Raw genomic sequence first — 23817 nt, forward strand, 5'->3', positions numbered from 1 at the left:
GGGCCCGCGGGGGCGGGGGCGGCAGGGTGGCCGGGTGGGCCGCCAGCCGTACGCCGTACCGGCTCTTGAGCCGGCCCATCTCCAACAGGGCGATGCCCGTGACCGTCAGCGGGGCGCCCAGGATGAAGACGACGCCCATGGCGAGGCCAAGGCCGTGCAGGTCCCCCGTGACGAGATCGGGAATGGCCATGAGCCAGGTCGTCACCGTGGCGAGCAGCAGCGGCAGACAGCGGTGCACGACCGCGGTACCGAAGAAGTTGCCCGAGATCCGGCAGGCGCCGGCGATCACGAAGAAGGCCAGCCAGAGCCCCACGAGGCTGACCAGCAGGCCCCCGAGGGTCCCGAAGGCATCCCCCAGCCGGAAGATCGGCACCGTCCCGAGCGCCGAGCCGATGAACAGCAGCAGCAACTTCAGCGACCTGACGAGCGGCCCCCCGCAACTGCGCCACCGTGCCGGCGCCGGAACGCCGCCAGAGGTAGAGCATCACGCCGACCGTGAGCGGCGTGCTGAACAGCAGGACGGCAAAGCGGTCGCCGCGTCGTTCATCATCTCGTCGAAGGCGAAGCCGCCCTCGACGAAGGTGTAGACACCGAACGCCGCGACCGCGCCGGCGATGACGCGTGCCTTCTTGAGCGCGTCCACCCACGGATCCGGCGGCTCCGGGATCCAGGTCGGGCCGTCAGGGTGCCACCGGCCCAACTCCCTTGTGAGTACGTCGACTTGCCCCCCCGAGTGATCGTTGCCGTGATCGACGAGGGAGTTCACGGGAAGCGGACGACCACGCGCCGCCCGCTTCCCGTGTCAGCGGTCACAGGCGTTCGCGGTCACTACCGGCCCCGCAGCTCCCGGTACTTGGCGACGAGCGCCTTCGTCGACGCGTCCAGGCCCGGCACGTCCGCGCCTTCGGTCAGCGCGGGCTCGACGCGCTTGGCGAGGACCTTCCCGAGCTCGACACCCCACTGGTCGAAGGAGTCGATGTTCCACACCGCGCCCTGCACGAACACCTTGTGCTCGTACAGGGCGATCAGCTGACCGAGCACCGACGGGGTCAGCTCGCGCGCGAGGATCGTGGTCGTCGGGTGGTCGCCCTTGAACGTCTTGTGGGTCACCAGCTCCTCCGGCACCCCCTCGGCGCGCACCTCCTCCGGAGTCTTGCCGAAGGCCAGCGCCTGCGTCTGCGCGAAGAAGTTCGCCATCAACAGGTCGTGCTGCGCCTTGAGTTCGTCGCTCATCTCGGCGACCGGCTCGGCGAAGCCGATGAAGTCCGCCGGGATCAGCTTGGTGCCCTGGTGAATCAACTGGTAGTACGCATGCTGCCCGTTGGTGCCCGGCGTGCCCCACACGATCGGCCCGGTCTGCCAGTCGACCTCCCGCCCGTCCCGGCCGACGTACTTGCCGTTGGACTCCATGTCCAACTGCTGCAGATACGCGGTGAACTTCGACAGGTAGTGGCTGTACGGAAGCACCGCGTGCGACTGGGCGTCGTGGAAGTTGCCGTACCAGATGCCCAACAGGCCGAGCAGCAGCGGCACATTGGACTCCGCGGGCGCGGTGCGGAAGTGCTCGTCGACGGTCCGGAAGCCGTCGAGCATCTCCCGGAAGTTGTCCGGTCCGATGGCGATCATCAGGGACAGGCCGATCGCCGAGTCGTACGAGTAGCGCCCGCCCACCCAGTCCCAGAACTCGAACATGTTGGCCGTGTCGATGCCGAAGTCGGCGACCTTCCCGGAGTTCGTCGACAAAGCGACGAAGTGCTTGGCGACGGCCTCAGGGCCGGCCTTCACCTCGGTGAGGAGCCAGTTGCGGGCCGAGGTGGCGTTGGTGATCGTCTCGATGGTGGTGAAGGTCTTCGAGGCGATGACGAACAGCGTCTCCGCCGCGTCCAGGTCGTGCGTGGCCTCGTGCAGGTCGGCCCCGTCGACGTTCGACACGAAGCGGACGGTGAGGCCGCGGTCCGTATAGCTGCGCAGCACCTCGTACGCCATCGCCGGGCCGAGGTCCGAGCCGCCGATGCCGATGTTGACGACGTTCTTGATGCGCTTGCCGGTGTGGCCGGTCCAGGCTCCGGAGCGGACCCGTTCGGCGAAGTCGGCCATCTTGTCGAGGACGGCGTGCACCCCCGGGACGACGTTCTCCCCATCGACCTCGATCACCGCGTCACGCGACGCGCGCAGCGCGGTGTGCAGCACGGCGCGGTCCTCGGTGGTGTTGATCTTCTCGCCGCGGAACATGGCGTCCCGCAGCCCGAACACGTCCGTCGCGGCGGCGAGCTCCCGCAGCAGCCGCAGCGTCTCGTCGGTGACGAGGTGCTTGGAGTAGTCGATGTGCAGGTCGCCGACCTGGAGCGTGTACCCCGCACCGCGGCCCGGTTCGGCGGCGAACAGCTCCCGCAGCCGCACTTCGCCGAGCTCCTCGCGGTGCTTGGCCAGGGCGGCCCACTCGGGCGTCTGGTTGAGCCTGGTACGGCCGTCTGCGTTCATGTCCGACTTCAGCCTTCTTTCGTGCCTGTCCCAGCGGTTCCAACCTAATTGATCAGCGCGGCGCGTGAGCCGTCGTGGCGTCGTCGTCCGGCGCAACAACAGGTACGTCCGCCTTGCGCGCCGGTATCAACGAGGTGACGGCGAGGGCGAAGAGCACGGCGGCCAGCAGGGCGGTTCCGTTGAGCCCGAACGCCCCGGCCACGGCACCGCCGAGCAGGGCACCGATCGGGGCGCCGGACGTCGAAGCCGTGCGGAAGGCCGAAGCGATGCGACCCACCATGGACTCGGGGCTGCGCTGCTGCATCAGCGTGACCTGGTTGACGTTCCACACCATGCCCATGGCACCGAGCAGCGCCATGGCCGCCAGGAGGGCCGCCAGGTGGCGGACGGTCCCCGCGAACAGCAGCGACGACGTCTGGACGGTGCCGGCCAGCAGCAGCGCCCACACCCTTCCGGTCCTGCGCGCGATCCGCTGGGCCACGAATCCGCCGGCCAGGCTGCCGGCCGCGTACGCGGTCATCGCCGCCGCGTACGCCGCGTGGCCCCCGTGCAGCCAGCGCGTCACGTGCAGCACCAGGGTGGCGATCAGAGCACCCATGCCGATGTTGCACAGCAGCGTGGCCACGCAGACCGACCGCAGCGCCCGGTCGCGCCAGAGGGTGCGCAGCCCGTCACCGATCTCGGCCCGCAGTGTGCTGCCCGCGGGTCGGCGCCCCCGCTCGGGTGGCCGTACCCGCAGGGACGCCACCAGGGCGGCGGCCAGCACATAGGTGCCCGCGTCGGCCAGGAACGGCATGGCGGCCCCGGCCGTGAGCAGCAGCGGCACGAACGGGCCTGCCAGCAGACCGCCCGCGAACTGTTGGCCGGTCATCAGCCGCGCGTTGGCACTGCCCAGGGATTCGCGGTCCACCAGAGACGGCAGCAGGGCCGTGGACGCGTTGTCGAACAGCGTCTGGAGCGTCGTCAGCGAGAAGGCGAGCATCAGCAGCAGTGGGATCGACGCGTGTCCGAGTCCGACGGCGAGCGCGAATCCGGCGACGAGAATCCCTCGTACGAGATCGACCGCCCACATCGCGCGCCGCTGGTCCACCCGGTCCGCCAGGGCCCCGCCGAGCAGCCCGAACAGCAGCCAGGGCAGATAGCCGCAGGCGGTGACCGAGGCGATGATCAGGGGATCGTCCGTGAGCTGCACGGCGAGCAGCAGCAGGGCTGTCGTACGCAGCGCGTCTCCGAACCGCGAGACCACGGCGGCAGTCCACAACCGCCCGAATCCCCCGCGCCACGCGGGCGCACGCACTCCCGCCGTCGCAGTCGTCGTCACAACTCCCCCTCGGTCCATCGATGCAGAAGATCGATACACAAACCGTAGAGGGCACCACTGACAATCGGTCCGCGAGCGGCTCGGCGCCGGTGCGTCATACAGGTCCGGCCAGGCACCCACGGGCGCCCGGCCGGTCCTCAACTCCTAGATTTCGCCCCGCAGTTTGGCGAGTGCCTCGGCGAGGATCGCCTCGCCGTCCGCGTCACTGCGCCGTTCCCGTACATACGCCAGGTGCGTCTTGTAGGGCTCGGTGCGCGGCGGGTCCGGCGGGTTGTCCCGGTCCTGTCCGGCGGGGAAGCCGCAGCGCGGGCAGTCCCAGGTATCGGGCACCTGCGCGTCGCTGGCGAAGCTGGGCTGCGTCTCGTGCCCATTGGAGCACCAGAAGGAGATGCGGAGACGCGGCGCGGACTCGCCGCGCTCGGCCTCGCCCATCGGCCCCGCCCCGACCCGGCTTCCTCGGATCGCGTTGCCACTTGCCACGGTCGTAACTCCCTGCGTGATGGTGCCGCAAAGCGAGTCGGCGTTTCGCTTCGCTGCGAGCGCCTCAGTCTACGTAAGGCCCAACGCGCGTCCAGTGATTGGAGTTACAGAGCCCTCACACCTAGACGCAAGCCCCATGATAGGCCGCGCTCAGCTGCGCGTACCGAACATGGGGCCTTACGTGCGGATTGTGCGTGCCGGTCAGTTGTTCACCTTCATCAGGATGCCGAGCACGACGATGCACGCGAACCACAGCAGACCGACCACAACGGTGATCCGGTCGAGGTTGCGCTCGGCGACCGAGGAGCCACCGACGGACGACTGCATGCCGCCACCGAACATGTCGGAGAGGCCGCCGCCCTTCCCCTTGTGCATCAGCACCAGCAGCATCAGCAGCAGGCTGAAGACGATCAGGGCGATCGAGAACCCCATAACCACGGCTGGACCAACTTCCTCGGATCTGGATAGACGACGGGGGCCGAAGCTCTTTGTGAAAGCCTCCGGCCCCCGCAAGGGTACGACGGATCGCCGTTACCGCATACTCACTGGTCGCGGAACCGAACGATCTTGACGAACTCGTCGGCGTCCAGCGAGGCGCCGCCGACCAGGGCGCCGTCGATGTCGGCCTGGGCCATGATCTCGGCGACGTTGCCCGACTTCACCGAGCCGCCGTACTGGATGCGGACCTTGTCGGCCAGCTCCTGCGAGTACAGCTCGGCGACCTTGCCACGGATGGCGGCGCAGACCTCCTGGGCGTCCTCGGCGCCGCAGACCTTGCCGGTGCCGATGGCCCAGACGGGCTCGTAGGCGATCACGATGGTCTCGGCCTGCTCGGCCGGGAGGTCCTTCAGACCGCCCTCGACCTGGGCGAGCGTGTGCGGGACGGCGTTGCCGGCCTCGCGGACGTCCAGCTCCTCGCCGACGCACATGATCGGGGTGAGGCCGTGCTTGTAGGCGGCCTTGACCTTGGCGTTGACGATCTCGTCGGTCTCGGCGTGGTACTGGCGGCGCTCGGAGTGGCCGATCGCCACATACGTGCACTTCAGCTTGGCCAGCATCGGGCCGGAGATCTCGCCGGTGTAGGCACCGGAGTCCTGGGCCGAGATGTCCTGGGCGCCGTACTTGATCTTCAGCTTGTCGCCGTCGACCAGGGTCTGCACGGAGCGCAGGTCGGTGAAGGGCGGCAGGACGGCGACCTCTACGGCGTCGTAGTCCTTGTCGGCCAGGGCGAAGGCGAGCTTCTGGACGTGGGCGATGGCCTCGAGGTGGTTGAGGTTCATCTTCCAGTTGCCCGCCATCAGCGGCGTGCGCGTGCTCATAAAGGTCAGTCCTCCAGTGCGGCGAGGCCGGGGAGCGTCTTGCCCTCGAGGTATTCGAGGGAGGCGCCGCCACCGGTCGAGATGTGGCCGAATGCGGTCTCGTCGAAGCCCAGGGTGCGGACGGCCGCGGCGGAGTCGCCACCGCCGACCACGGTGAAGCCCTTGGAGTCGACGAGGGCCTGGGCGACCGCCTTGGTGCCCTCGGCGTAGTCGGGGTGCTCGAAGACGCCCATGGGACCGTTCCAGAAGACGGTGGCGGCGTCGGCGAGCTTCGAGGCGTACAGCTTGCGGGTCTCCGGACCGATGTCCAGGCCCTCCTGGTCGGCGGGGATGGCGTCCGCGGCTACGGTCGTGGGGTTGGCCGGGGCCTTGGTCTTCAGGTCCGGGAACTCGGTGGCGACCAGGACGTCGACCGGCAGGACGATCTCGACGCCGTTCTTCTCGGCGCGCTCCATGTACTCGGTGACGGCCGGGATCTGGTCCGCCTGGAGGAGGGAGATGCCGACTTCGTGGCCCTTGGCCTTGAGGAAGGTGTACGCCATGCCGCCGCCGATGAGCAGCCGGTCGGCCTTGGCGAGCAGCTGGTCGATGACGGCGAGCTTGTCGGACACCTTGGCGCCGCCGAGCGCGACGACGTACGGCCGCTTGACGTCATCGGTGAGCTTCTTCAGGACGGCGACCTCGTTCGCGATGAGGTAGCCGGCGTAGTGCGGAAGCTTGCCCGGGAGGTCGTACACGGACGCGTGCTTGCGGTGCACGGCGCCGAAGCCGTCACCAACGTAGACGTCGGCGAGGGCGGCGAGCTGGTCGGCGAAGGCGGCGCGCTCGGCGTCGTCCTTGCTGGTCTCGCCGGCGTTGAACCGGAGGTTCTCGACGACCGCGACCTGACCGTCGGCGAGGCCCGCGACCGCGGCCTGGGCGGACTCGCCGACCGTGTCGGTCGCGAACGCCACGTCGGCGCCGAGGAGTTCACCGAGGCGCGCGGCGGCCGGAGCGAGGGAGAAGGCGGGGTCCGGGGCGCCCTTGGGCCGGCCCAGGTGCGAGGCGACGACCACGCGGGCACCCGCCTCGGCCAGCGCCTTGACGGTGGGCAGGACGGCGCGGATACGGCCGTCGTCGGTGATCGTGGTGCCGTCCAGCGGCACGTTCAGGTCGGCGCGGACGAAGACCCGCTTGCCGGCGACGCCTTCGGCGAGAAGTTCGTCGATCGTCTTCATGAAGGGAACTCCTGAGGAGGGCTCGTGATCTCTCGTGATCGCTCGGAAGCGCTCGTGATCCAACAGGTCTGATCTGCACGTGAGTCAGGGCTCGGGCGGCGCGTCCCTGCGCCGCCCGAGCCCTGTTCTCACATCAATGCGCCTGCTCTGGATATATCAGAGCTGGTTGCCGACGAAGACCGTGAGGTCGACGAGGCGGTTGGAGTAGCCCCACTCGTTGTCGTACCAGCCGAGGATCTTCACCGAGTTGCCCTCCTGGACCATGGTCAGGGAGGAGTCGAAGGTGCAGGAGGCCGGGTCGCTGACGATGTCCGAGGAGACGATCGGGTCCTCGGTGTACGCCAGGTAGCCCGCCAGGTCGCCGTCCTCGGAGGCCTTCTTGAACGCGGCGTTGACCTCGTCCTTGGTGACCTCGCGCTGCAGCGTCACGACCAGGTCGGTGGCCGAACCGGTCGGGACCGGGACGCGCATGGCGATGCCGTCCAGCTTGCCCTTGAGCTGCGGGAGGACCAGGGCGGTGGCCTTGGCGGCACCGGTGGTGGTCGGGATGATGTTCTCGGCGGCGGCGCGGGCGCGACGCAGGTCCGAGTGCGGGAAGTCCAGGATGCGCTGGTCGTTGGTGTACGCGTGGACCGTCGTCATCAGGCCCTTGACGATGCCGAAGTTCTCGTCGAGAACCTTGGCCATCGGCGCCACACAGTTGGTGGTGCAGGAGGCGTTGGAGATGACGTGGTGGTTCGCCGCGTCGTACTTGTCCTGGTTGACGCCCATCACGATGGTGATGTCCTCGTCCTTGGCCGGAGCCGAGATGAGGACCTTCTTGGCGCCGCCGGCGAGGTGCTTCGCGGCGTCGGCCTTCTTCGTGAAGATGCCCGTCGACTCGATGACGATGTCGACGCCCAGCTCGCCCCACGGGATGTCGGCGGGGTTGCGCTCGGACAGGACCTTGATGGTGTGGCCGTCGACGGTGATCGTGTCGGCGGTGTGCGACACCTCTGCCTTGAGGCGGCCCAGGATGGTGTCGTACTTCAGCAGGTGAGCCGTGGTCGCAGTGTCACCCAGGTCGTTGACAGCCACGATCTCGATGTCAGCGCCCTGCTCCAGCAGCGCGCGGAAGTAGTTGCGACCGATACGACCGAAGCCGTTGATGCCTACGCGGATCGTCACGAACCGATCTCCTCGTTGGTACGCCGGCCATGCGGTGCCGGCGAGCTCTATTTGGGATGTCCCCGACCGCCTACGACCCTACCTCTCTGAAGCCGCCGTGGTGACATCCAGATGCCTCATACACGGCAGGGCGGCCCGTACCCGCCAGTAGGGGTACGGACCGCCCTGCCCGGGAAGCCCGGAGCACTCGTTTCGGTCACGGTGTGTTGCGCACGGTTGACCTCGGCGTGTCAGTCCTCAAGTGAGGTGAGGGCCTTTCCGATGAGCGCCTTGCGGTCGGCCGCCGAGGTGACGTGTTCCAGACCGAAGCCCAGCAGCACCGTGTCGTCCGTGGTGACCGCACCGTACGTCTGGAAGAGCGCCCCGGTGCGCGCCCAGTCCTTGAGGACGGCAGGGCTGCCCGCGGGCGGGCCGCTCACCTTCCAGGCGCCGAGCGATGTCTCGTAGCCCTCGGTCTCGGTGGCCGTGCCGCCGACGACGAGCGAGGTCTCGTCGGCGAGGACGCCGTGGCCTCCGGTGCTCGGGTCGGTGACATAGCTGATCGAGAGCTCGACCGACTTTCCGGCGTAGGCGCTCAGGTCGAACCCGACCTGCTCCCAGCCGTCGGAGGCGCCGGTGAGCGCGTTCCACTGGCCGCTGCTGCCGCTGGCGGTGCACCCGCTCGTCGCCACGGTGAGGTAGTGGTTCAGCCAGGGGTGCACTTCCGCGTAGAACCCGGCCTCGCAGTCCGCGGGCACGGTGGCGCTGGTGGCACCGCCCGTCTCGGGGAGTGTCGTCCAGTCCTCGGCCCCGGTGGTGTGGGCCTCGATCAGGACGTTGTCGTAGCCGGGCTCGACGTCCCACAGCAACTGGGTGCGCAGGGTCGGCTTCTGCGCCGCACTCACTCCGGTGAGGTCGACGGTCCTGGTCAGCCGCTTGTAGGCGTCGTCGGTGTGGACGGCGGCCGCCATGGAGGAACCCGCGTACGGGCCGTACGGGTTGACGGTCCCGGCGAACTGGCCCGCGCCCGAGCCGGCGAACTGCGGGTACGTCTCGGCGGGGAGCTCGTCCGAGGTGACGCTGTACGCCCCGGCCTTGTCGAGCGGGTTGCCGGTCGCCTCGCCGAGCGGGCCGGTGAAGCCGCCGAGTTTGCCGGAGCCGGTGAAGCCGGTGACCCCGGGAATCGACGTACGGGAGTAGGCGCCCAGGTAGTACTGGCTGAAGTCGTCCGACGGGGTGCCGCCACCGAGGTCGACGCTGCCGCCGGCCTGCTCGCCGGCCTCCATCAGCTTGCCGCCCTCGTTGAGGTAGGCGCGCAGCTGGAGTTGGGTGGCGTTGCCCGGGACGTTCGCGCCCGTGTAGTGGACGACGGTGTCGAAGTGGCCCAGCACGCCGAGCGCGTCGGGCGCGCCCTGAGTGGCGACGTCCCAGACGATCGCCCTGCGGCCGTTGGCCTTGAGCGCGTCGACGTACTTCTGCGCGTGCGCCGCGGTGGCGCCTTCCTCGGCGACCACGAGGACGTCCGCGCGCGGCCGTTCGGCCACGGTGTAGGTGAAGTGCTCGCTGGAGACGGGTTTTCCGCTCTTCGTCTCGCCGGTGTACCACACCTCGACCTTGTCACCCGGGTCGCCGTCCGCGACCTTGGCCCGGTACTCGTCGAAGTAGAGGTTGTCCTCACCGCCGTACGTCTCGCCGCCCTTCCAGGGCCGCAGCGCCATGTCCTCCGTACGGCCGCCGTTGACGCGGTACTTGAGCTCCTTGTCGCGCACGGACTTGCGTACGACGACGGAGACCTCCTGGTCGGCGCCGCGGGAGTACGACGTGGTGAAGGGTGCCGGGGTGAAGTCGGCGGCGCTCAGGCCGACCGCTGACTTCGGCTGGTCGGGCTTGGCTGCGGACTCGGCGACGGAGAGCGCGAACGGGACGTTCTTGGCGAACTCCTGCTGGATCAGCTTCTCGTCGTCGGGGAAGTTGAAGACCGACTGGCAGTCCCGCGCGTTCCACTGGTCGTTCGGGTCGATGTTCGACGCGGTCTGGCAGGTCGACATCTCGGGCGTGAACATCGCGATGCCGTTGACGTTCGAGGCGTGTCCGTCGGCCTCGCCGTTGGTGGTGTACAGCTCCGAGGAGACCTGCGGGTGGTAGCCGGGGACCGCGGGGTTGTCCGGCGTGCCGGCGAGCGCCTTGTAGAGGACGTCGTCCGGGCTGTTCGTGGCGACCTGCCAGCCGACGCCGTAGAGGATGAGCTCGGCCGCGGAGTGGTAGTTGATGCCGTAGTCGAAGCCGATACGGCGCTCAAAGGCGTCCAGCGCCTTGGTCTCCGGCTCGGAGCCCGGGGACGCGCCGCGGTAGGTCTCGCTGGTGGAACTGGGGGACGAACCCTCGTCGTCGTAGCCCCACTTGTAGGGGAAGTTGCGGTTGAGGTCGACGCCGTCACCGGTGCTGATGGCGCCGTCGCCGTTGATGTCGCGCAGGTTCTTGCGCCACAGGCGGGTACTGGAGTCCTTGAACGTGTGGTCGTAGCCGTCGGGGTTGGCCGAGAGGACGAACCACAGCTCGGTCGAGTCGACGACCTTCTTGACGCGCTTGTCCGTCCTGTAGTTGTCCAGGTAGTGGTGCATCAGGCGCCGGGTCATCTCCGGCGTGATCCACTCACGCGCGTGCTGGTTGGAGAGGTAGAGGACGGAGGGCTTGGAGCCGTCCTTCGTCTTCCTGGCGTTCTTGGTGAGCTTGAGCGCCAGGATGTCCTGCCCGTTGACCGTCTTGCCGATGGAGACGACCTTGGTGAGGCCGGGGTTCTCCTGTCCGGTCCGGAGGATCTCCTCCTTGAGGCCCCCGCTTCCGCTGTACGGGCGGTACACGCCCTCGGCGGCCTTGTCGGTGCGGGCCTCGGCCTTGGCGGAGAGGTTGTGCTCGGTGAGTTCGACGCCCTTCTTCTCCAGCTTCTTGGCCTGGTCGTCGGTGAGGTAGACCTCGACGGTGGCCGTGCCCTTCTCGGGCGCCTGCTCACTGAGTTCGTGTCCGTCCTGGCCGGCCGCCAACAGCAGGGGTATCTGCTTCTTGGTGACCTCGGCGCGGAAGACCTTGACCTCGTTCGGGTCGGTGTCCCGCGAACTTTCTTGCTGGGCCTGGGCGATGGGTGCGATGCTCGCTCCGCCGATCAGGAGCGCGCCGACAGCGAGGATCGATCTCGCTCTATGTCTCATGAACCCCCCTAGCAGTGTTTCGCCACAGCGGCGAATGACTGCCAGGCTCATGCCACTTCACGGCGCAGTCAAGAGTGCCGCGAAGACTGCCAAAGACCGGTGCCGACGTCCCAAATCGACGTCGGCACCGGCAGGTTGACGATCTCTGATGTCAGCCGACGAGGTTGTCCGCCAGCTCCTCGCCGAGGTTGGCCTCCGTGCCCGGAATGCCGAGGTCCTGGGCCCGCTTGTCGGCCATGGCCAACAGCCGGCGGATCCGGCCGGCGACGGCGTCCTTGGTCAGCGGCGGGTCGGCGAGCGCGCCCAGCTCTTCGAGGGATGCCTGCTTGTGCTCCATGCGCAGGCGCCCGGCGGCGGCGAGGTGCTCGGGAACCTCCTCGCCGAGGATCTCCAGGGCGCGCTGGACCCGCGCACCGGCGGCGACAGCGGCGCGCGCGGAGCGGCGGAGGTTGGCGTCGTCGAAGTTGGCGAGGCGGTTCGCCGTGGCGCGGACCTCGCGGCGCATCCGGCGCTCCTCCCAGGCCAGCACGGACTCGTGCGCGCCGAGCCGGGTCAGCAGCGCCCCGATCGCGTCGCCGTCCCGGACGACCACGCGGTCCACGCCGCGCACCTCGCGGGCCTTGGCGGCGATCGACAGCCGACGGGCCGCGCCGACCAGGGCGAGCGCGGCCTCGGGGCCCGGGCAGGTCACTTCGAGGGAGGAGGAGCGGCCGGGCTCGGTGAGCGAGCCGTGCGCCAGGAAGGCACCGCGCCAGGCGGCCTCGGCGTCACAGGTGGCTCCGGAGACCACCTGCGGGGGCAGACCGCGGATCGGGCGCCCGCGCCCGTCGACCAGACCGGTCTGGCGAGCCAGCTGGTCACCGCCCGCGACCACACGCACGACGTAACGCGAGCCGCGACGCAGCCCGCCCGGCGCCATCACGATCAGCTCGGAGCTGTGGCCGAAGATCTCCAGGATGTCCCGCTTGAGACGACGGGCCGCCATCGCGGTGTCCAACTCCGCCTCGATCACGATGCGCCCGCTGACCAGGTGGAGGCCGCCGGCGAACCGCAGAATGGCGGAGACCTCCGCCTTCCTGCAGCAGGTCCGGGTGACGGGGAGCCGGGAGATCTCATCCTTCACCGCTGCCGTCATCGCCATGGGCCGATCCTTCCATGCATCCGAAAAATACGGTCGTACGCGGCGGCGAGCAGCTCCGGGTCGTGCCGGGGCGTCCCGTCCGTCCGGGCCACCGGGGCCAGCTCGACCGCGGCACCGAGCCGCTTGGCGGCCTCGGTGAGCACATCCCGGTCCGGCACGGCGGCCTCGTCGGCCAGCACCACGTCCAGGGCGAGTTTAGGGGCGTGTCGTCCCAAAACCTCCAAATGACGCTGCGGTGAGAAGCCTTCGGTTTCTCCCGGCTGCGGGGCGAGGTTCAGGGAGAGTACCCGGCGCGCCTTCGTCTCGGTGAGGGCGTCCAGGAGTTCGGGCACGAGCAGGTGCGGGATGACGGAGGAGAACCAGGACCCGGGGCCGAGCACCACCCAGTCCGCGTCCCGGACGGCGGCGACGGCCTCCGGAACGGCGGGCGGGTCGGACGGTACGACGTGCACCGACTGGACCTCACCGGGGGTGAGGGCGACGTTGGCCTGGCCGCGGATGGTGTCGACGGCCTCGGGATGGTCCGGATCGTGCCCCTTGACCAGGGCCTGGAGTTCCAGCGGCACGGCCGACATGGGCAGTACGCGCCCGTGCGCGCCGAGCAGCTTGCCGACCAGGTCGAGGGCCTGGACGTGGTCGCCGAGCTGCTCCCACAGGGCGACGATCAGCAGGTTGCCGACCGCGTGGTCGTGCAGGTCGCCCTGGGAGTGGAAGCGGTGCTGGATGACGCGGGCCCAGGTCTGACCCCAGTCGTCGTCGCCGCACAGCGCGGCCAGCGCCTTGCGCAGATCACCGGGCGGCAGCACGCCCAGCTCGTCGCGCAGGCGCCCGCTGGAGCCGCCGTCGTCGGCCACGGTGACGACGGCGGTGAGGTCGCCGGTGATCCGGCGCAGCGCGGCGAGCGAGGCGGACAGCCCCATGCCGCCGCCGAGGGCGACGACCTTGGGCTGGGTGCCCCGGCGGCGTGGTCTGCCACCGCGGGCCTCGGCGGGCCGGCCGGCGCGTGACTCGGGCACCGCCCGGCGCAGCCTGCTCAGCCGCGGAGTACGTCCCGTCATTCCCGTCCCATGTCCCGGTGTACGACCACCGTCTCAACGCCCTGGGAGGCGAGGCGGGCGGCGAGCTTCTCGGAGGTGGCGACCGAGCGGTGCTTACCGCCGGTGCAGCCGACCGCGATGGTCACATACCGCTTGCCCTCGCGCCGGTATCCGGCCGCGATGAGCTGGAGCAGCTCGGAGTAGCGGTCGATGAACTCCTTCGCGCCGGGCTGGTTGAAGACGTACGCCGACACCTCCTCGTTGAGGCCGGTGAAGGGGCGCAGCTCCGGGACCCAGTGCGGGTTGGGCAGGAAGCGCATGTCCACGACCAGGTCGGCGTCGACCGGGAGGCCGTACTTGAAGCCGAAGGACATGACCGTCGCCCGCAGCTCGGGCTCCTCCTCGCCGGCGAACTGGGCGTCCATCTTGGCCCGCAGCTCGTGCACGTTGAGGCTGGAGGTGTCGATCACCAGGTCGGCGTCTCCGCGCAGCTCACGCAGCAGCTCACGCTCGGCGGCGATCCCGTCGACGATACGGCCGTCGCCCTGGAGGGGGTGCGGGCGGCGCACCGACTCGAAGCGGCGCACCAGGGCGTCGTCGGAGGACTCCAGGAAGACGATCCGGCGCGTCACACCCCGGGTGTCGAGGTCGGAGAGGGACTCGCGGAGGTTGTCGAAGAAGCGACGGCCGCGGACGTCGACGACCACCGCGATCCGCGCCACGTTGCCCTGGGAGCGGGCTCCGAGCTCCACCATGGTGGGGATCAGCGCGGGCGGAAGGTTGTCGACGACGAACCAGCCGAGGTCCTCCAGACACTTGGCGGCCGTCGAGCGGCCGGCTCCGGACATACCGGAGATGATCACCAGCTCGGGGATGGCCGCTTCGGGGGCCCCGGCTGCATCGATGCCCGTACTCACCTGTGCTCCGTCTTCCTGGCGTGCGTCCTGCTGGGTGAGATCCTCGCCGCCCTTCCTCTGTGTTTCCTGAGCTTGTCGATCTCGCTCGGCTGTGGGCTGTGTCTCGTGCTCGCTCATCGCTCCTGCCCCCGTCGTTCGTCCGGGGCGCCCGCGGACACGGGCTCCCCCGAGGTCTCCGCCGTCGTATCGGATTCCTCGTCTTCCATGATCTCTCCAGTCGCCGTGTTGACGGCGGGTGCGGCCGGGGCCGCCTGGGCGAGGGCCGCGGCGATCGTCTCGGCCGTCTTGCGACCTATGCCCGGAACCTCGCAGATCTGGTCGATTGTCGCGGATCGCAGCTTCTTCACCGAACCGAAGTGCTTGATCAGCGCCTGCTTGCGAGTCTCACCGAGGCCGGGGACGTCGTCCAGCGGGCTCGACCGGAAACGCTTGGCGCGCTTGGTGCGCTGGTAGGTGATCGCGAAGCGGTGGGCCTCGTCCCGGACGCGCTGGAGCAGATAGAGGCCCTCGCTGGTGCGGGGCAGGACGACCGGGTCGTCGTCGCCGGGCAGCCAGACCTCCTCCAGGCGCTTGGCCAGGCCACACACGGCGATGTCATCGATACCGAGCTCGTCAAGGGCCCGCTGGGCGGCCGCGACCTGCGGCTGTCCACCGTCGACGACGACCAGCTGCGGAGGGTAGGCGAAGCGCTTGGGGCGGCCCTCGTCGTCCTTGAGGCCGTCGGCCAGGGGAGCGGCGGCGGTGTCGGTGAGGGGACCACCGGAGGAGGTGAGGGGGCCGTCGGCGTCGGTGGCCGCGAGAGGGTTCTCGCCATCGGCCCACTCGCCCGTCCTCTCCTTCTCGGCGAGGTAGCGCTTGAAGCGGCGGGTGATCACCTCGTGCATGGAGCGGACGTCGTCCTGGCCTTCGAAGCCCTTGATCTGGAAACGGCGGTACTCGCTCTTGCGCTGCAGCCCGTCCTCGAAGACGACCATGGAGGCCACGACGTCGTCGCCCTGGAGGTGGGAGATGTCGTAGCACTCGATCCTGAGCGGGGCGCTGTCCAGGTCGAGGGCGTCGGCGATCTCCTCCAGGGCACGCGAGCGCGTGGTCAGGTCGGAGGCGCGCTTGGTCTTGTGCAGGACGAGGGCCTGCTGGGCATTGCGCTCGACGGTCTCCATGAGGGCGCGTTTGTCGCCGCGCTGGGGGATGCGCAGGGAGACGTTGGAGCCGCGGCGCCCGGTCAGCCATTCCTGCACCGGCTCCAGCGGGTCGGGCAGGGCCGGGACGAGGACCTCCTTGGGCACGGCGTCCCCGGTCTCCTCGCCGTAGAGCTGCTGGAGGGCGTGCTCGACGAGGGCGCCGGTGGTGATCTCCTCCACCTTGTCGGTGACCCAGCCGCGCTGGCCGCGCACCCGGCCGCCGCGGACGTGGAAGATCTGCACAGCCGCTTCGAGCTCGTCCTCGGCGACCGCAATGAGGTCGGCGTCGGTCGCGTCGGCGAGCACGACCGCGTTCTTCTCCATGGCCTTCTTCAGCGCCTCGATGTCGTCGCGCAGGCGGGCGGCCCGCTCGTACTCCATCTCGTCGGCCGCCTCCATCATCTGCTTCTCCAGGCGGCGCAGATAGGTGCCCGTGCGGCCGGTCATGAAGTCGCAGAACTCCTCGGCCAGTTCGCGGTGCTCCTCGTCGGAGACGCGCCCCACGCACGGGGCGGAGCACTTGCCGATGTAGCCGAGCAGGCAGGGGCGGCCGGTGCGGGAGGCGTTCTTGAAGACGCCGGCCGAGCAGGTGCGGACGGGGAAGACCCGCAGGAGGAGGTCGACGGTGTCCCGGATCGCCCACGCGTGCGCGTACGGACCGAAGTACCTGACGCCCTTCTTCTTGTGACCGCGCATCACCTGCACCCGCGGGAACTGCTCGTTCATCGTCACCGCGAGGTACGGGTAGCTCTTGTCGTCGCGGTACTTGACGTTGAACCGGGGGTCGTACTCCTTGATCCAGGAGTACTCCAGCTGGAGCGCCTCGACCTCCGTGGACACCACGGTCCACTCCACGGACGCGGCCGTGGTGACCATGGACCGGGTGCGCGGGTGGAGGCCCGCCAGGTCCTGGAAGTAGTTCGCCAGGCGCTGGCGCAGGCTCTTCGCCTTTCCGACGTAGATCACCCGGCGGTGCTCGTCACGGAACCTGTACACCCCGGGAGAGTCGGGGATCTGTCCCGGCTTGGGGCGGTAGCTGGAGGGGTCGGCCATGTCTCACACCCTACTGGCGAGCAGTGACAGACCGGCGAGGCCGTGGACAACGGCCCGGCCGTCGGGCTCAGCGGTCCGCGACCCACGACACGTCTGCCGGCCGCGCCCCGGATTCCAGCAGGTGGCGGGCGATCCGCAGCGCCTCCGCGAGCGGCGCGGTGTCCACATCCGGGTACTCGTCACACTGCCCGTTCACGAACACGTAGCCCCTCTTCGACCCTCGCCCCGGGGTCGGCGGCGTGCGCGCCGGGGTCGTCCTCGCCGTCGGTCGTCCTCGCCGTCGAGCAGCATCACCATCGCGTGTTCGGTGTTGCTCACCACCGCCAGACGGCGCCCCGAGGAACCGGTCAGCCACGTTTCGAGCAGGCTGCCGGAGATCCGTTCCCGCAGCAGACACACCGCGACGTCGGCCGTCAGTGGCCGAGCGTCGTCGCCGCACGCCGGAATCTCCCCCATGAGCGCGATCGCCCCACGCCCATCAGGACCACGGCTGCGGCTCCGCCGAGGCAATCACGCAGGTGGCGGGCCGGCGACGGACAACACCAGTACGAACAAGGTGACTTGAGAATGACACGTCGCGACTCGGCCAGGGTGCGGTGCTGTTGGGCATCAGGTGTTGTCGGGACTTGGTCAACACGCTTCAATGCGGGGGAACTCAGGGCCCTGAACGATCGGCGTTCGGATGTGAAGAACCCCGCCGCGCCGACGTAGTGGCCCCGATCAACCGCGCGACCCGGTCTGACCAGCCGTTGTGAACCCCACAGAAAGGCCCCTGCATGCCGCACGCCACACAGCACGCGGACATCCCCGCCATCTCCACCGCGGAACTGGACACGGCCCTGCGAGGGGGCCCCTTCCATGTCGCTCTGCGCGCCGCGATAGCCGCCCGGGGACTGCCGTTGCAGCGCGTGCAGCACCACCTGTCCCGTCGTGGTGTGAAGGTCGGCGTCACCAGCCTGAGCTACTGGCAGCAGGGCGCCCGCCGGCCGCAGCGCCCCGAGTCACTGCGTGCGGTGCGGGCGCTGGAGGAGATCCTCCAGCTGCCGGAGGAGTCCCTGATCCGGCTGCTCGCCGAGGCCGACGACCACTCCGTCCTCCAGCGGCCGGCGGCCCGTTCCTACCGATCCCTGGTGGAAGCCTCGGGCGTCCTGGAGCAGCTGCTGGCCGACCTGGACTGCCCGATCGACGGCGGCCTGCACACCCTCGCCCACCACGAGCGGGTACGGATCGGGGCACGCCGTGAGCTGGCGGGGCGCGAGTCGCACCACGTCGTGCGCGCCCATAAGGACGGCGTGGACCGCTTCGTCGCCGTCCACCACGGCGACCCCGGGTGCGTGCCGGAGCGCATGGCGGTGCACGCACTGGAGAACTGCCGCACGGGACGGGTCCGTTGGCACCACGCCACGGGGGTACTCGTGGCCGAGCTGCTCTTCGGCACGCGGCTGCGGGCGGGTGACACCTACCTCTTCCGTCACGGCGTCGAGGACGGGACGGCCGACGTGTCCCGCGAGTACGCCCGTGGCTTCCCTCTCGCGGGCGGCCAGTACGCCCTCCAGGTCCGCTTCGCCGAGAACACCCTCCCGGTCCGCTGCCACCGTTTCTCCCAGCACTCCGCGGCAGCCCCCCGCAGCGGCCGCCAGGGACTGGCCCTCAGCGGGCTGCACCGTTCCGTCCACCTGGTGGAGCCTCGGGTGCGGACGGGAATCGTGGGCATCGAGTGGGAGTGGGGGTGAGCCGACGCCGCGTCGCCGCCCGCCCGGCCCGCCCCGGCCCGCCCTCGGCCCGGTCGGCCCTCAGGTTCTGACCCGCGCACCGCCTGCCCCCCTTGGCACTCCCCTTGACAGTCGGGTTGGCACTCCCCCCTCGACAGTCGGTCCCGAAGGCAGTCGGGGTCACGTAAACGATTGCGCAAGCGTTTACGTCCGGCGCCGAATGGGATACCTTCCCGGCCAGAAGGACCGCGGCGCGCCCAGGGAGGGCGCGGCACAGGGAGGGGATCGCGATGGCAACCATGGCCGACGTCGCGCGGAACGCGGGCGTGTCTGTGGCGACCGTCTCCCATGTGCTGAACGGAACCCGGCCGGTGCTGCCGCACACCCGCCAGGCGGTCCTGGACGCCATGGACGAGCTGGGCTACACGCCCAACACCCTCGCCCGTTCCCTGGTGACATCCCGCACCCGGTCCATCGGGCTCGCGGTCTCGGCGATCAGCAACCCGTACTTCACGGAGATACTCCAAGGTGTCGAGGCCGGGGCCCTGGAGCACGGCTACAGCCTGCTCATCGCCGATCCGCACGACGATCCGGAGCATGAACGCAAGGTCGTCCAGCTTCTGCACGAGCGCCGCGTGGACGGCATGATCGTCGCCCCCTCCGCCGACCCGCGCGAACTCATCGCCTACCTCGGACGTCACAAGGTGCCCACCGTCCTCCTGGACCGCTTGGTCGACCTTCCGGCGGACGGCTCGATGCGGTTCGACCAGGTCTGCGCCGAAAGTGCCGGGCCCATGGCCCAGCTGGTCACCCATCTCGCCGGCCTCGGCCACCGTCGGATCGCCCTCGTCGCCGGCCTGCCGGGACTCAGCACCACCAGCGAGCGACTCACCGGATACCGGGACGGCCTGGCGACGGCCGGGCTCGTGTACGACGAGCGCCTCGTCGTACACGGCGACTCCGAGTCGGCCGGTGCCGAACAGGCCACCGCCGCGCTGCTGTCGCTCGCTTCGCCACCCACTGCTCTCGTCACCGCCAACAACGCGATGACCATCGGGGCCCTGCGCGCCCTGCGCGGCTGCGGCGCGTCCGTGCCCGACGACATCGCGTTGTGCTGCTTCGACGACTTCGCATGGGCCGACCTGTTCTCGCCGAGGCTCACCGCGATAGCCCAGCCCAGCAGGGACATCGGCGCCGAGGCGGTCCGGATACTCCTGGATCGCCTCGGCGCACCGGACCGGCCCGCCCGGACCAAGCGGCTCCCCTGCACCTTCGTGCATCGCACCTCATGTGGATGCCCCGAACAGCCCCTGACGTCCGTGAAAGGAACCGTCTCGTGATCGTCGTCGCCGGTGAGGCCCTGATCGACCTGGTACCACAGGGCACGGGCGCCCTCGCGGGCCTGAAGCCGGCGCTCGGCGGTGGCCCCTACAACACCGCGGTGGCCCTCGGTCGGCTCGGCTCCCCCACCGCCTTCTGCTCCCGCACCTCCTACGACGCCTTCGGCGAGGCCCTGCTCGACGGGCTGCGGGAGGCCGGGGTGGACGTATCGGCCGTGCAGCGCGGTGCGGAGCCGACCACCCTCGCGGTCGCCACCATCGACGCGAACGGCTCGGCCGCCTACTCCTTCTATGTCGAGGGCACCGCCGACCGGCTCTTCGCGGCACCTTCGCAGCTGCCCTCGGCAGCCCGCGCGATTTCCTTCGGTACCTGCTCACTCGTCCTGGAACCGGGGGCGAGCGCGTATGAAGAGCTGATGCGGAGCGCGGCGGCGGCAGGGGTGTTCACCGCGCTCGACCCGAACATCCGAGCCGGGCTGATTCCCGACCCAGACGGGTACCGGGCCCGGTTCAAGAGCTGGCTTCCGTCGGTGTCGCTGCTCAAGCTCTCCGAGGAGGACGCTCTGTGGCTGGGCGGCACGCCGCGTGAGTGGCTGGCCGCGGGACCTGCGGCCGTGGTGATCACTCACGGCGGTGACGGGCTGACGGCCTTCACTCGGGACGGTGCCGTGCACTCCGTGCCGGGCGAGCAGGTGGCCGTCGTGGACACGATCGGTGCGGGCGACACCGTGAACGCGGCCCTGTTGCACGGGCTGGCCGCCCAGGACGGCCTGTCCGCCGAGGCGCTCGTGGGACTGGGCGCCGACGGCTGGACACGGCTCCTGCGGTTCGCGGCGCGGGCTGCCGCGATCACCTGTTCCCGGGCGGGCGCCGAGCCGCCGTACGCCTCCGAACTGGGGGACTTCTAGGAGGCGTTCCGTTCCATTCCACTCTTGAGCAGTCAAGGTTCGTCACTGCCGCAGCAATCGGGCAGCTGATGATCCAACGTGCGGCGCCCCGCGGTGAGTTCCCGCGGGGCGCCGCACGTTTCTGGATCTGTTCGGACTAGTAGCCCGCAGGGCTCGCGGGCCTCAGGCCTTGCGGGCCCGCGTCGTCTTCTTCGCGGGTGTCGCCTTCTTCGCGGCGGCCGCCTTCTTGGTGACTCCGGCCGTCTTGTCGGTGGCCTTGTTGTTGGCCGTCTTCGTGGTCCTGGCCGTCGCCGTCTTCTTCGCCGTCGACCCTGCCGCGACCGTCTTCTTGGCCGCTGTCCTGCGCGGGGCCTTCACCGAGGCCGCGTCGCTGATCCGGTCGGCGCCGAGGATCTCCCGCAGGAACTTGCCGGTGTGGCTGGCGGGGACCGCGGCGACCTCCTCGGGAGTGCCCTCGGCGATGACGAGGCCACCGCCGGCGCCGCCTTCGGGGCCCATGTCCACGACCCAGTCGGCGGTCTTGATCACGTCGAGGTTGTGCTCGATGACGATGACCGTGTTGCCCTTGTCGACCAGGCCGGAGAGGACCGTCAGCAGCTTGCTGATGTCCTCGAAGTGCAGACCGGTGGTCGGCTCGTCGAGGACGTAGACCGTGCGGCCGGTGGAGCGCTTCTGAAGCTCGCTGGCGAGCTTCACCCGCTGCGCCTCACCGCCGGACAGGGTGGTCGCGGACTGGCCGAGCCGGACATAGCCGAGGCCGACGTCGTTCAGCGTCTTGAGGTGACGGTTGATCGCCGGAACGGCCTCGAAGAAGTCCATGGCTTCCTCGATCGGCATGTTCAGGACCTCGGAGATGGACTTGCCCTTGTAGTGGACCTCCAGGGTCTCCCGGTTGTACCGGGCGCCGTGGCAGACCTCGCACGGGACGTAGACGTCCGGGAGGAAGTTCATCTCGATCTTGATCGTGCCGTCGCCCGCACAGTTCTCGCAGCGGCCGCCCTTGACGTTGAAGGAGAAGCGGCCCGGCATGTAGCCGCGGACCTTCGCCTCGGTCGTCTCGGCGAACAGCTTGCGGATGTGGTCGAAGACTCCGGTGTAGGTCGCCGGGTTCGATCGCGGTGTACGGCCGATGGGCGACTGGTCGACGTGCACGACCTTGTCGACGAGGTCGTCGCCGTCCACGCGCGTGTGCCGCCCGGGGACGCTGCGGGCACCGTTGAGCTCGCGGGCCAGGTGCGTGTACAGGATGTCGTTGACCAGCGTCGACTTGCCGGAGCCGGAGACGCCGGTGACCGCGGTGAACACACCCAGCGGGAAGGAGACGTCGATGTCCTGGAGGTTGTTCTCGCGTGCCCCGTGCACCGTGAGCCGGCGGGACGGGTCCTGCGGGCGACGGATGTCGGGCAGCGGGATGAACTTCTTGCCTGCCAGGTACTGACCGGTCTGCGACTCGGCGTTGACGAGCAGTTCCTTCAGGGAGCCGCTGTGCACGACCTTGCCGCCGTGCTCACCGGCGCCGGGGCCGATGTCGACGACCCAGTCGGCGGTCTTGATGGTGTCCTCGTCGTGCTCGACGACGATGAGCGTGTTGCCCATGTCGCGCAGCCGGACGAGGGTCTCGATCAGCCGGTGGTTGTCGCGCTGGTGCAGACCGATGGACGGCTCGTCGAGGACGTAGAGCACGCCGACGAGTCCGGAGCCGATCTGGGTGGCCAGGCGGATGCGCTGGGCCTCGCCGCCGGAGAGCGTGCCCGCCGCGCGGTTCAGCGAGAGGTAGTCCAGGCCGACGTCGACCAGGAACCGCAGCCGCTCGTTGACCTCCTTCAGCACGCGCTCGGCGATCTTCTTGTCGCGTGCGTTGAGCTTCAGCTTGCCCAGGAAGTCCGCGCAGTCACTGATGGACATCGCCGAGACCTCGGCGATCGACTTCTCCATGATCGTGACCGCGAGAACGATCGGCTTCAGGCGGGTGCCCTCACAGGTGGGGCAGGGCACCTCGCGCATATAGCCCTCGAAGCGCTCGCGGCTGGCGTCGCTCTCGGCCTCGCTGTGCCGACGCTTCACGAAGGGGACGGCCCCTTCGAACGGCGTCGTGTAGACACGCTCGCGGCCGTACCGGTTGCGGTAGCGGACCTCGATCTGGGTCTTGTGGCCGTGGAGGAGGGCCTTCTTGGCGCGCTGGGGCAGACCCGCGAAGGGGATGTCCGTCCGGAAGCCGAGCGCGTCGGCGAGAGCGCCGATCAGACGGCCGAAGTAGTCCTTGGTGTGGCCGTGCGACCAGGGATGGATGGCGCCCTCGTCGAGGGACTTGTCCTCGTCGGGGACGATCAGCTCGGGGTCGACCTCCATGCGCGTGCCGATACCGGTGCACTCGGGGCAGGCGCCGAAGGGCGAGTTGAAGGAGAAGGAGCGCGGCTCCAGCTCCTCGAAGGAGAGGTCGTCGTACGGGCAGTACAGGTGCTCCGAGTACATGCGCTCGCGCTCGGGGTCGCCCTCGGGGAGGTCGACGAAGTCGAGCACGACCATGCCGCCGGACAGGCCGAGGGCGGTCTCCACGGAGTCGGTGAGCCGGCGCTTGGCGGAGTCCTTCACCGTGAGGCGGTCGACGACCACCTCGATGGTGTGCTTCTCCTGCTTCTTCAGCGTGGGCGGGTCGGACAGCTGGATCGTCTCGCCGTCCACACGCGCGCGGGAGTAGCCCTTGGTCTGGAGGTCGGCGAAGAGATCGACGAACTCGCCTTTACGCTCGCGCACCAGCGGCGACAGCACCTGGAAGCGGCTCCCCTCCGGCAGCTCCAGGACCCTGTCGACGATGGCCTGCGGCGACTGCCGCGAGATCGGGCGGCTGCACTGGGGGCAGTGCGGCTTGCCGATGCGCGCGAAGAGCAGACGCAGGTAGTCGTAGACCTCGGTGATGGTGCCGACCGTCGAGCGCGGGTTGCGCGAGGTCGACTTCTGGTCGATGGAGACCGCCGGGGACAGTCCCTCGATGAAGTCGACGTCCGGCTTGTCCATCTGGCCGAGGAACTGGCGGGCGTACGACGACAGCGACTCCACGTAGCGCCGCTGCCCCTCGGCGAAGATGGTGTCGAAGGCCAGCGAGGACTTGCCCGACCCCGACAGGCCCGTGAAGACGATGAGCGAGTCGCGCGGCAGGTCGAGCGAGACATTCTTCAGGTTGTGCTCGCGCGCGCCACGGACGATGAGACGGTCGGCCACGCCGGTCCGCACCTTTCTTGAGAGAAGTGACAGGGGGCGAGGCCCCCGTGTGTTCTCGGATTCGAGGCCCCCGTGCTTTCTCAGACTAGGGGGAGCCACTGACAACGCCGGTCGGATTCCGCGATGCATAACAATCCGC

Annotated in this window: 17 protein-coding genes and 1 pseudogene; 3 read left to right on the top strand and 15 right to left on the bottom strand. The window is 69.4% G+C overall.

Annotation, left to right across the window (positions count from 1 at the left end):
• The 14 genes and pseudogenes from ADK36_RS51610 to ADK36_RS51065 form a co-directional block, all read right to left on the bottom strand.
• Positions 1 to 700, bottom strand: a pseudogene (locus tag ADK36_RS51610) (hypothetical protein); the annotation flags it as partial.
• Between the two features lie 128 nt (positions 701 to 828).
• Positions 829 to 2481, bottom strand: coding sequence for a glucose-6-phosphate isomerase (gene pgi / locus ADK36_RS32195; RefSeq protein WP_048585226.1), 1653 nt, complete (start codon positions 2479 to 2481; stop codon positions 829 to 831).
• Positions 2482 to 2533: 52 nt separating this feature from the next.
• Positions 2534 to 3727 carry an MFS transporter gene (locus tag ADK36_RS32200; RefSeq protein ID WP_053200012.1) on the bottom strand — a complete coding sequence of 398 codons (1194 nt, stop codon included), beginning with the start codon at positions 3725 to 3727 and terminating at the stop codon, positions 2534 to 2536.
• Positions 3728 to 3946: 219 nt separating this feature from the next.
• The gene (locus ADK36_RS32205) at positions 3947 to 4282 is read right to left on the bottom strand and encodes an RNA polymerase-binding protein RbpA (protein WP_003957010.1); all 336 of its coding nucleotides are present in this window, start codon (positions 4280 to 4282) and stop codon (positions 3947 to 3949) included.
• Positions 4283 to 4483: 201 nt separating this feature from the next.
• A complete protein-coding gene (secG, locus tag ADK36_RS32210; RefSeq protein ID WP_009300451.1) occupies positions 4484 to 4714 on the bottom strand; it encodes a preprotein translocase subunit SecG in 231 nt (76 codons plus the stop codon).
• A 110-nt stretch (positions 4715 to 4824) separates the two neighbouring features.
• On the bottom strand, positions 4825 to 5601 hold the full coding sequence (gene tpiA, locus ADK36_RS32215) for a triose-phosphate isomerase (RefSeq protein ID WP_030049111.1): 777 nt from the start codon (positions 5599 to 5601) through the stop codon (positions 4825 to 4827).
• Between the two features lie 5 nt (positions 5602 to 5606).
• On the bottom strand, positions 5607 to 6818 hold the full coding sequence (locus ADK36_RS32220) for a phosphoglycerate kinase (RefSeq protein WP_048585225.1): 1212 nt from the start codon (positions 6816 to 6818) through the stop codon (positions 5607 to 5609).
• A 156-nt stretch (positions 6819 to 6974) separates the two neighbouring features.
• Positions 6975 to 7985, bottom strand: a complete 1011-nt coding sequence (gene gap / locus ADK36_RS32225; protein WP_048585224.1) for a type I glyceraldehyde-3-phosphate dehydrogenase — start codon at positions 7983 to 7985, stop codon at positions 6975 to 6977.
• Between the two features lie 230 nt (positions 7986 to 8215).
• Complete coding sequence (locus ADK36_RS32230) at positions 8216 to 11170, bottom strand: M14 family metallopeptidase (protein WP_048585223.1); 2955 nt, start codon at positions 11168 to 11170, stop codon at positions 8216 to 8218.
• Positions 11171 to 11321: 151 nt separating this feature from the next.
• The gene (whiA, locus tag ADK36_RS32235; RefSeq protein WP_048585222.1) at positions 11322 to 12311 is read right to left on the bottom strand and encodes a DNA-binding protein WhiA; all 990 of its coding nucleotides are present in this window, start codon (positions 12309 to 12311) and stop codon (positions 11322 to 11324) included.
• Entirely contained in the window at positions 12302 to 13369 is a 1068-nt protein-coding gene (locus tag ADK36_RS32240) for a gluconeogenesis factor YvcK family protein (protein WP_048585221.1), read from the bottom strand. Before ADK36_RS32240 ends, whiA begins: the two co-directional genes overlap by 10 nt.
• Positions 13366 to 14382, bottom strand: coding sequence for an RNase adapter RapZ (gene rapZ / locus ADK36_RS32245; protein WP_048585220.1), 1017 nt, complete (start codon positions 14380 to 14382; stop codon positions 13366 to 13368). Before rapZ ends, ADK36_RS32240 begins: the two co-directional genes overlap by 4 nt.
• On the bottom strand, positions 14379 to 16499 hold the full coding sequence (gene uvrC / locus ADK36_RS32250) for an excinuclease ABC subunit UvrC (protein WP_048585219.1): 2121 nt from the start codon (positions 16497 to 16499) through the stop codon (positions 14379 to 14381). The genes rapZ and uvrC overlap by 4 nt, the downstream gene beginning before the upstream one ends.
• Before the next feature lie 67 nt (positions 16500 to 16566).
• Positions 16567 to 16695 carry a hypothetical protein gene (locus ADK36_RS51065; protein ID WP_267887431.1) on the bottom strand — a complete coding sequence of 43 codons (129 nt, stop codon included), beginning with the start codon at positions 16693 to 16695 and terminating at the stop codon, positions 16567 to 16569.
• 580 nt (positions 16696 to 17275) lie between these two features.
• Here ADK36_RS51065 and ADK36_RS32260 point away from each other — a divergent pair.
• The 3 genes from ADK36_RS32260 to ADK36_RS32270 all read left to right on the top strand — a co-directional run bounded on the left by ADK36_RS32260 (position 17276) and on the right by ADK36_RS32270 (position 20459).
• Complete coding sequence (locus tag ADK36_RS32260; protein WP_048585218.1) at positions 17276 to 18232, top strand: hypothetical protein; 957 nt, start codon at positions 17276 to 17278, stop codon at positions 18230 to 18232.
• 269 nt (positions 18233 to 18501) lie between these two features.
• Positions 18502 to 19551: a LacI family DNA-binding transcriptional regulator gene (locus ADK36_RS32265; protein ID WP_048585217.1), complete on the top strand. Its 1050-nt coding sequence runs from the start codon at positions 18502 to 18504 to the stop codon at positions 19549 to 19551.
• Positions 19548 to 20459, top strand: coding sequence for a carbohydrate kinase family protein (locus tag ADK36_RS32270; protein ID WP_053200014.1), 912 nt, complete (start codon positions 19548 to 19550; stop codon positions 20457 to 20459). Before ADK36_RS32265 ends, ADK36_RS32270 begins: the two co-directional genes overlap by 4 nt.
• 162 nt (positions 20460 to 20621) lie before the next feature.
• Here the strand turns inward: ADK36_RS32270 and uvrA are convergent, their stop codons facing one another.
• Positions 20622 to 23678 carry an excinuclease ABC subunit UvrA gene (uvrA, locus tag ADK36_RS32275; protein ID WP_048585215.1) on the bottom strand — a complete coding sequence of 1019 codons (3057 nt, stop codon included), beginning with the start codon at positions 23676 to 23678 and terminating at the stop codon, positions 20622 to 20624.
• Between the last annotated feature and the right edge of the window lie 139 nt (positions 23679 to 23817).

The organism is Streptomyces viridochromogenes (assembly GCF_001270495.1).
GTDB lineage: Bacteria > Actinomycetota > Actinomycetes > Streptomycetales > Streptomycetaceae > Streptomyces > Streptomyces viridochromogenes_A.

Bases quoted from the DNA above. Each gene is read 5' to 3' on its own strand.
- pgi (WP_048585226.1), bottom strand. From the start codon at position 2,481: ATGAACGCAGACGGCCGTACCAGGCTCAACCAGACGCCCGAGTGGGCC.
- secG (WP_009300451.1), bottom strand. From the start codon at position 4,714: ATGGGGTTCTCGATCGCCCTGATCGTCTTCAGCCTGCTGCTGATGCTG.
- tpiA (WP_030049111.1), bottom strand. From the start codon at position 5,601: ATGAGCACGCGCACGCCGCTGATGGCGGGCAACTGGAAGATGAACCTC.
- ADK36_RS32220 (WP_048585225.1), bottom strand. From the start codon at position 6,818: ATGAAGACGATCGACGAACTTCTCGCCGAAGGCGTCGCCGGCAAGCGG.
- ADK36_RS32230 (WP_048585223.1), bottom strand. From the start codon at position 11,170: ATGAGACATAGAGCGAGATCGATCCTCGCTGTCGGCGCGCTCCTGATC.
- whiA (WP_048585222.1), bottom strand. From the start codon at position 12,311: ATGGCGATGACGGCAGCGGTGAAGGATGAGATCTCCCGGCTCCCCGTC.
- ADK36_RS32240 (WP_048585221.1), bottom strand. From the start codon at position 13,369: ATGACGGGACGTACTCCGCGGCTGAGCAGGCTGCGCCGGGCGGTGCCC.
- rapZ (WP_048585220.1), bottom strand. From the start codon at position 14,382: ATGAGCGAGCACGAGACACAGCCCACAGCCGAGCGAGATCGACAAGCT.
- uvrC (WP_048585219.1), bottom strand. From the start codon at position 16,499: ATGGCCGACCCCTCCAGCTACCGCCCCAAGCCGGGACAGATCCCCGAC.
- ADK36_RS32260 (WP_048585218.1), top strand. From the start codon at position 17,276: ATGCCGCACGCCACACAGCACGCGGACATCCCCGCCATCTCCACCGCG.
- ADK36_RS32265 (WP_048585217.1), top strand. From the start codon at position 18,502: ATGGCAACCATGGCCGACGTCGCGCGGAACGCGGGCGTGTCTGTGGCG.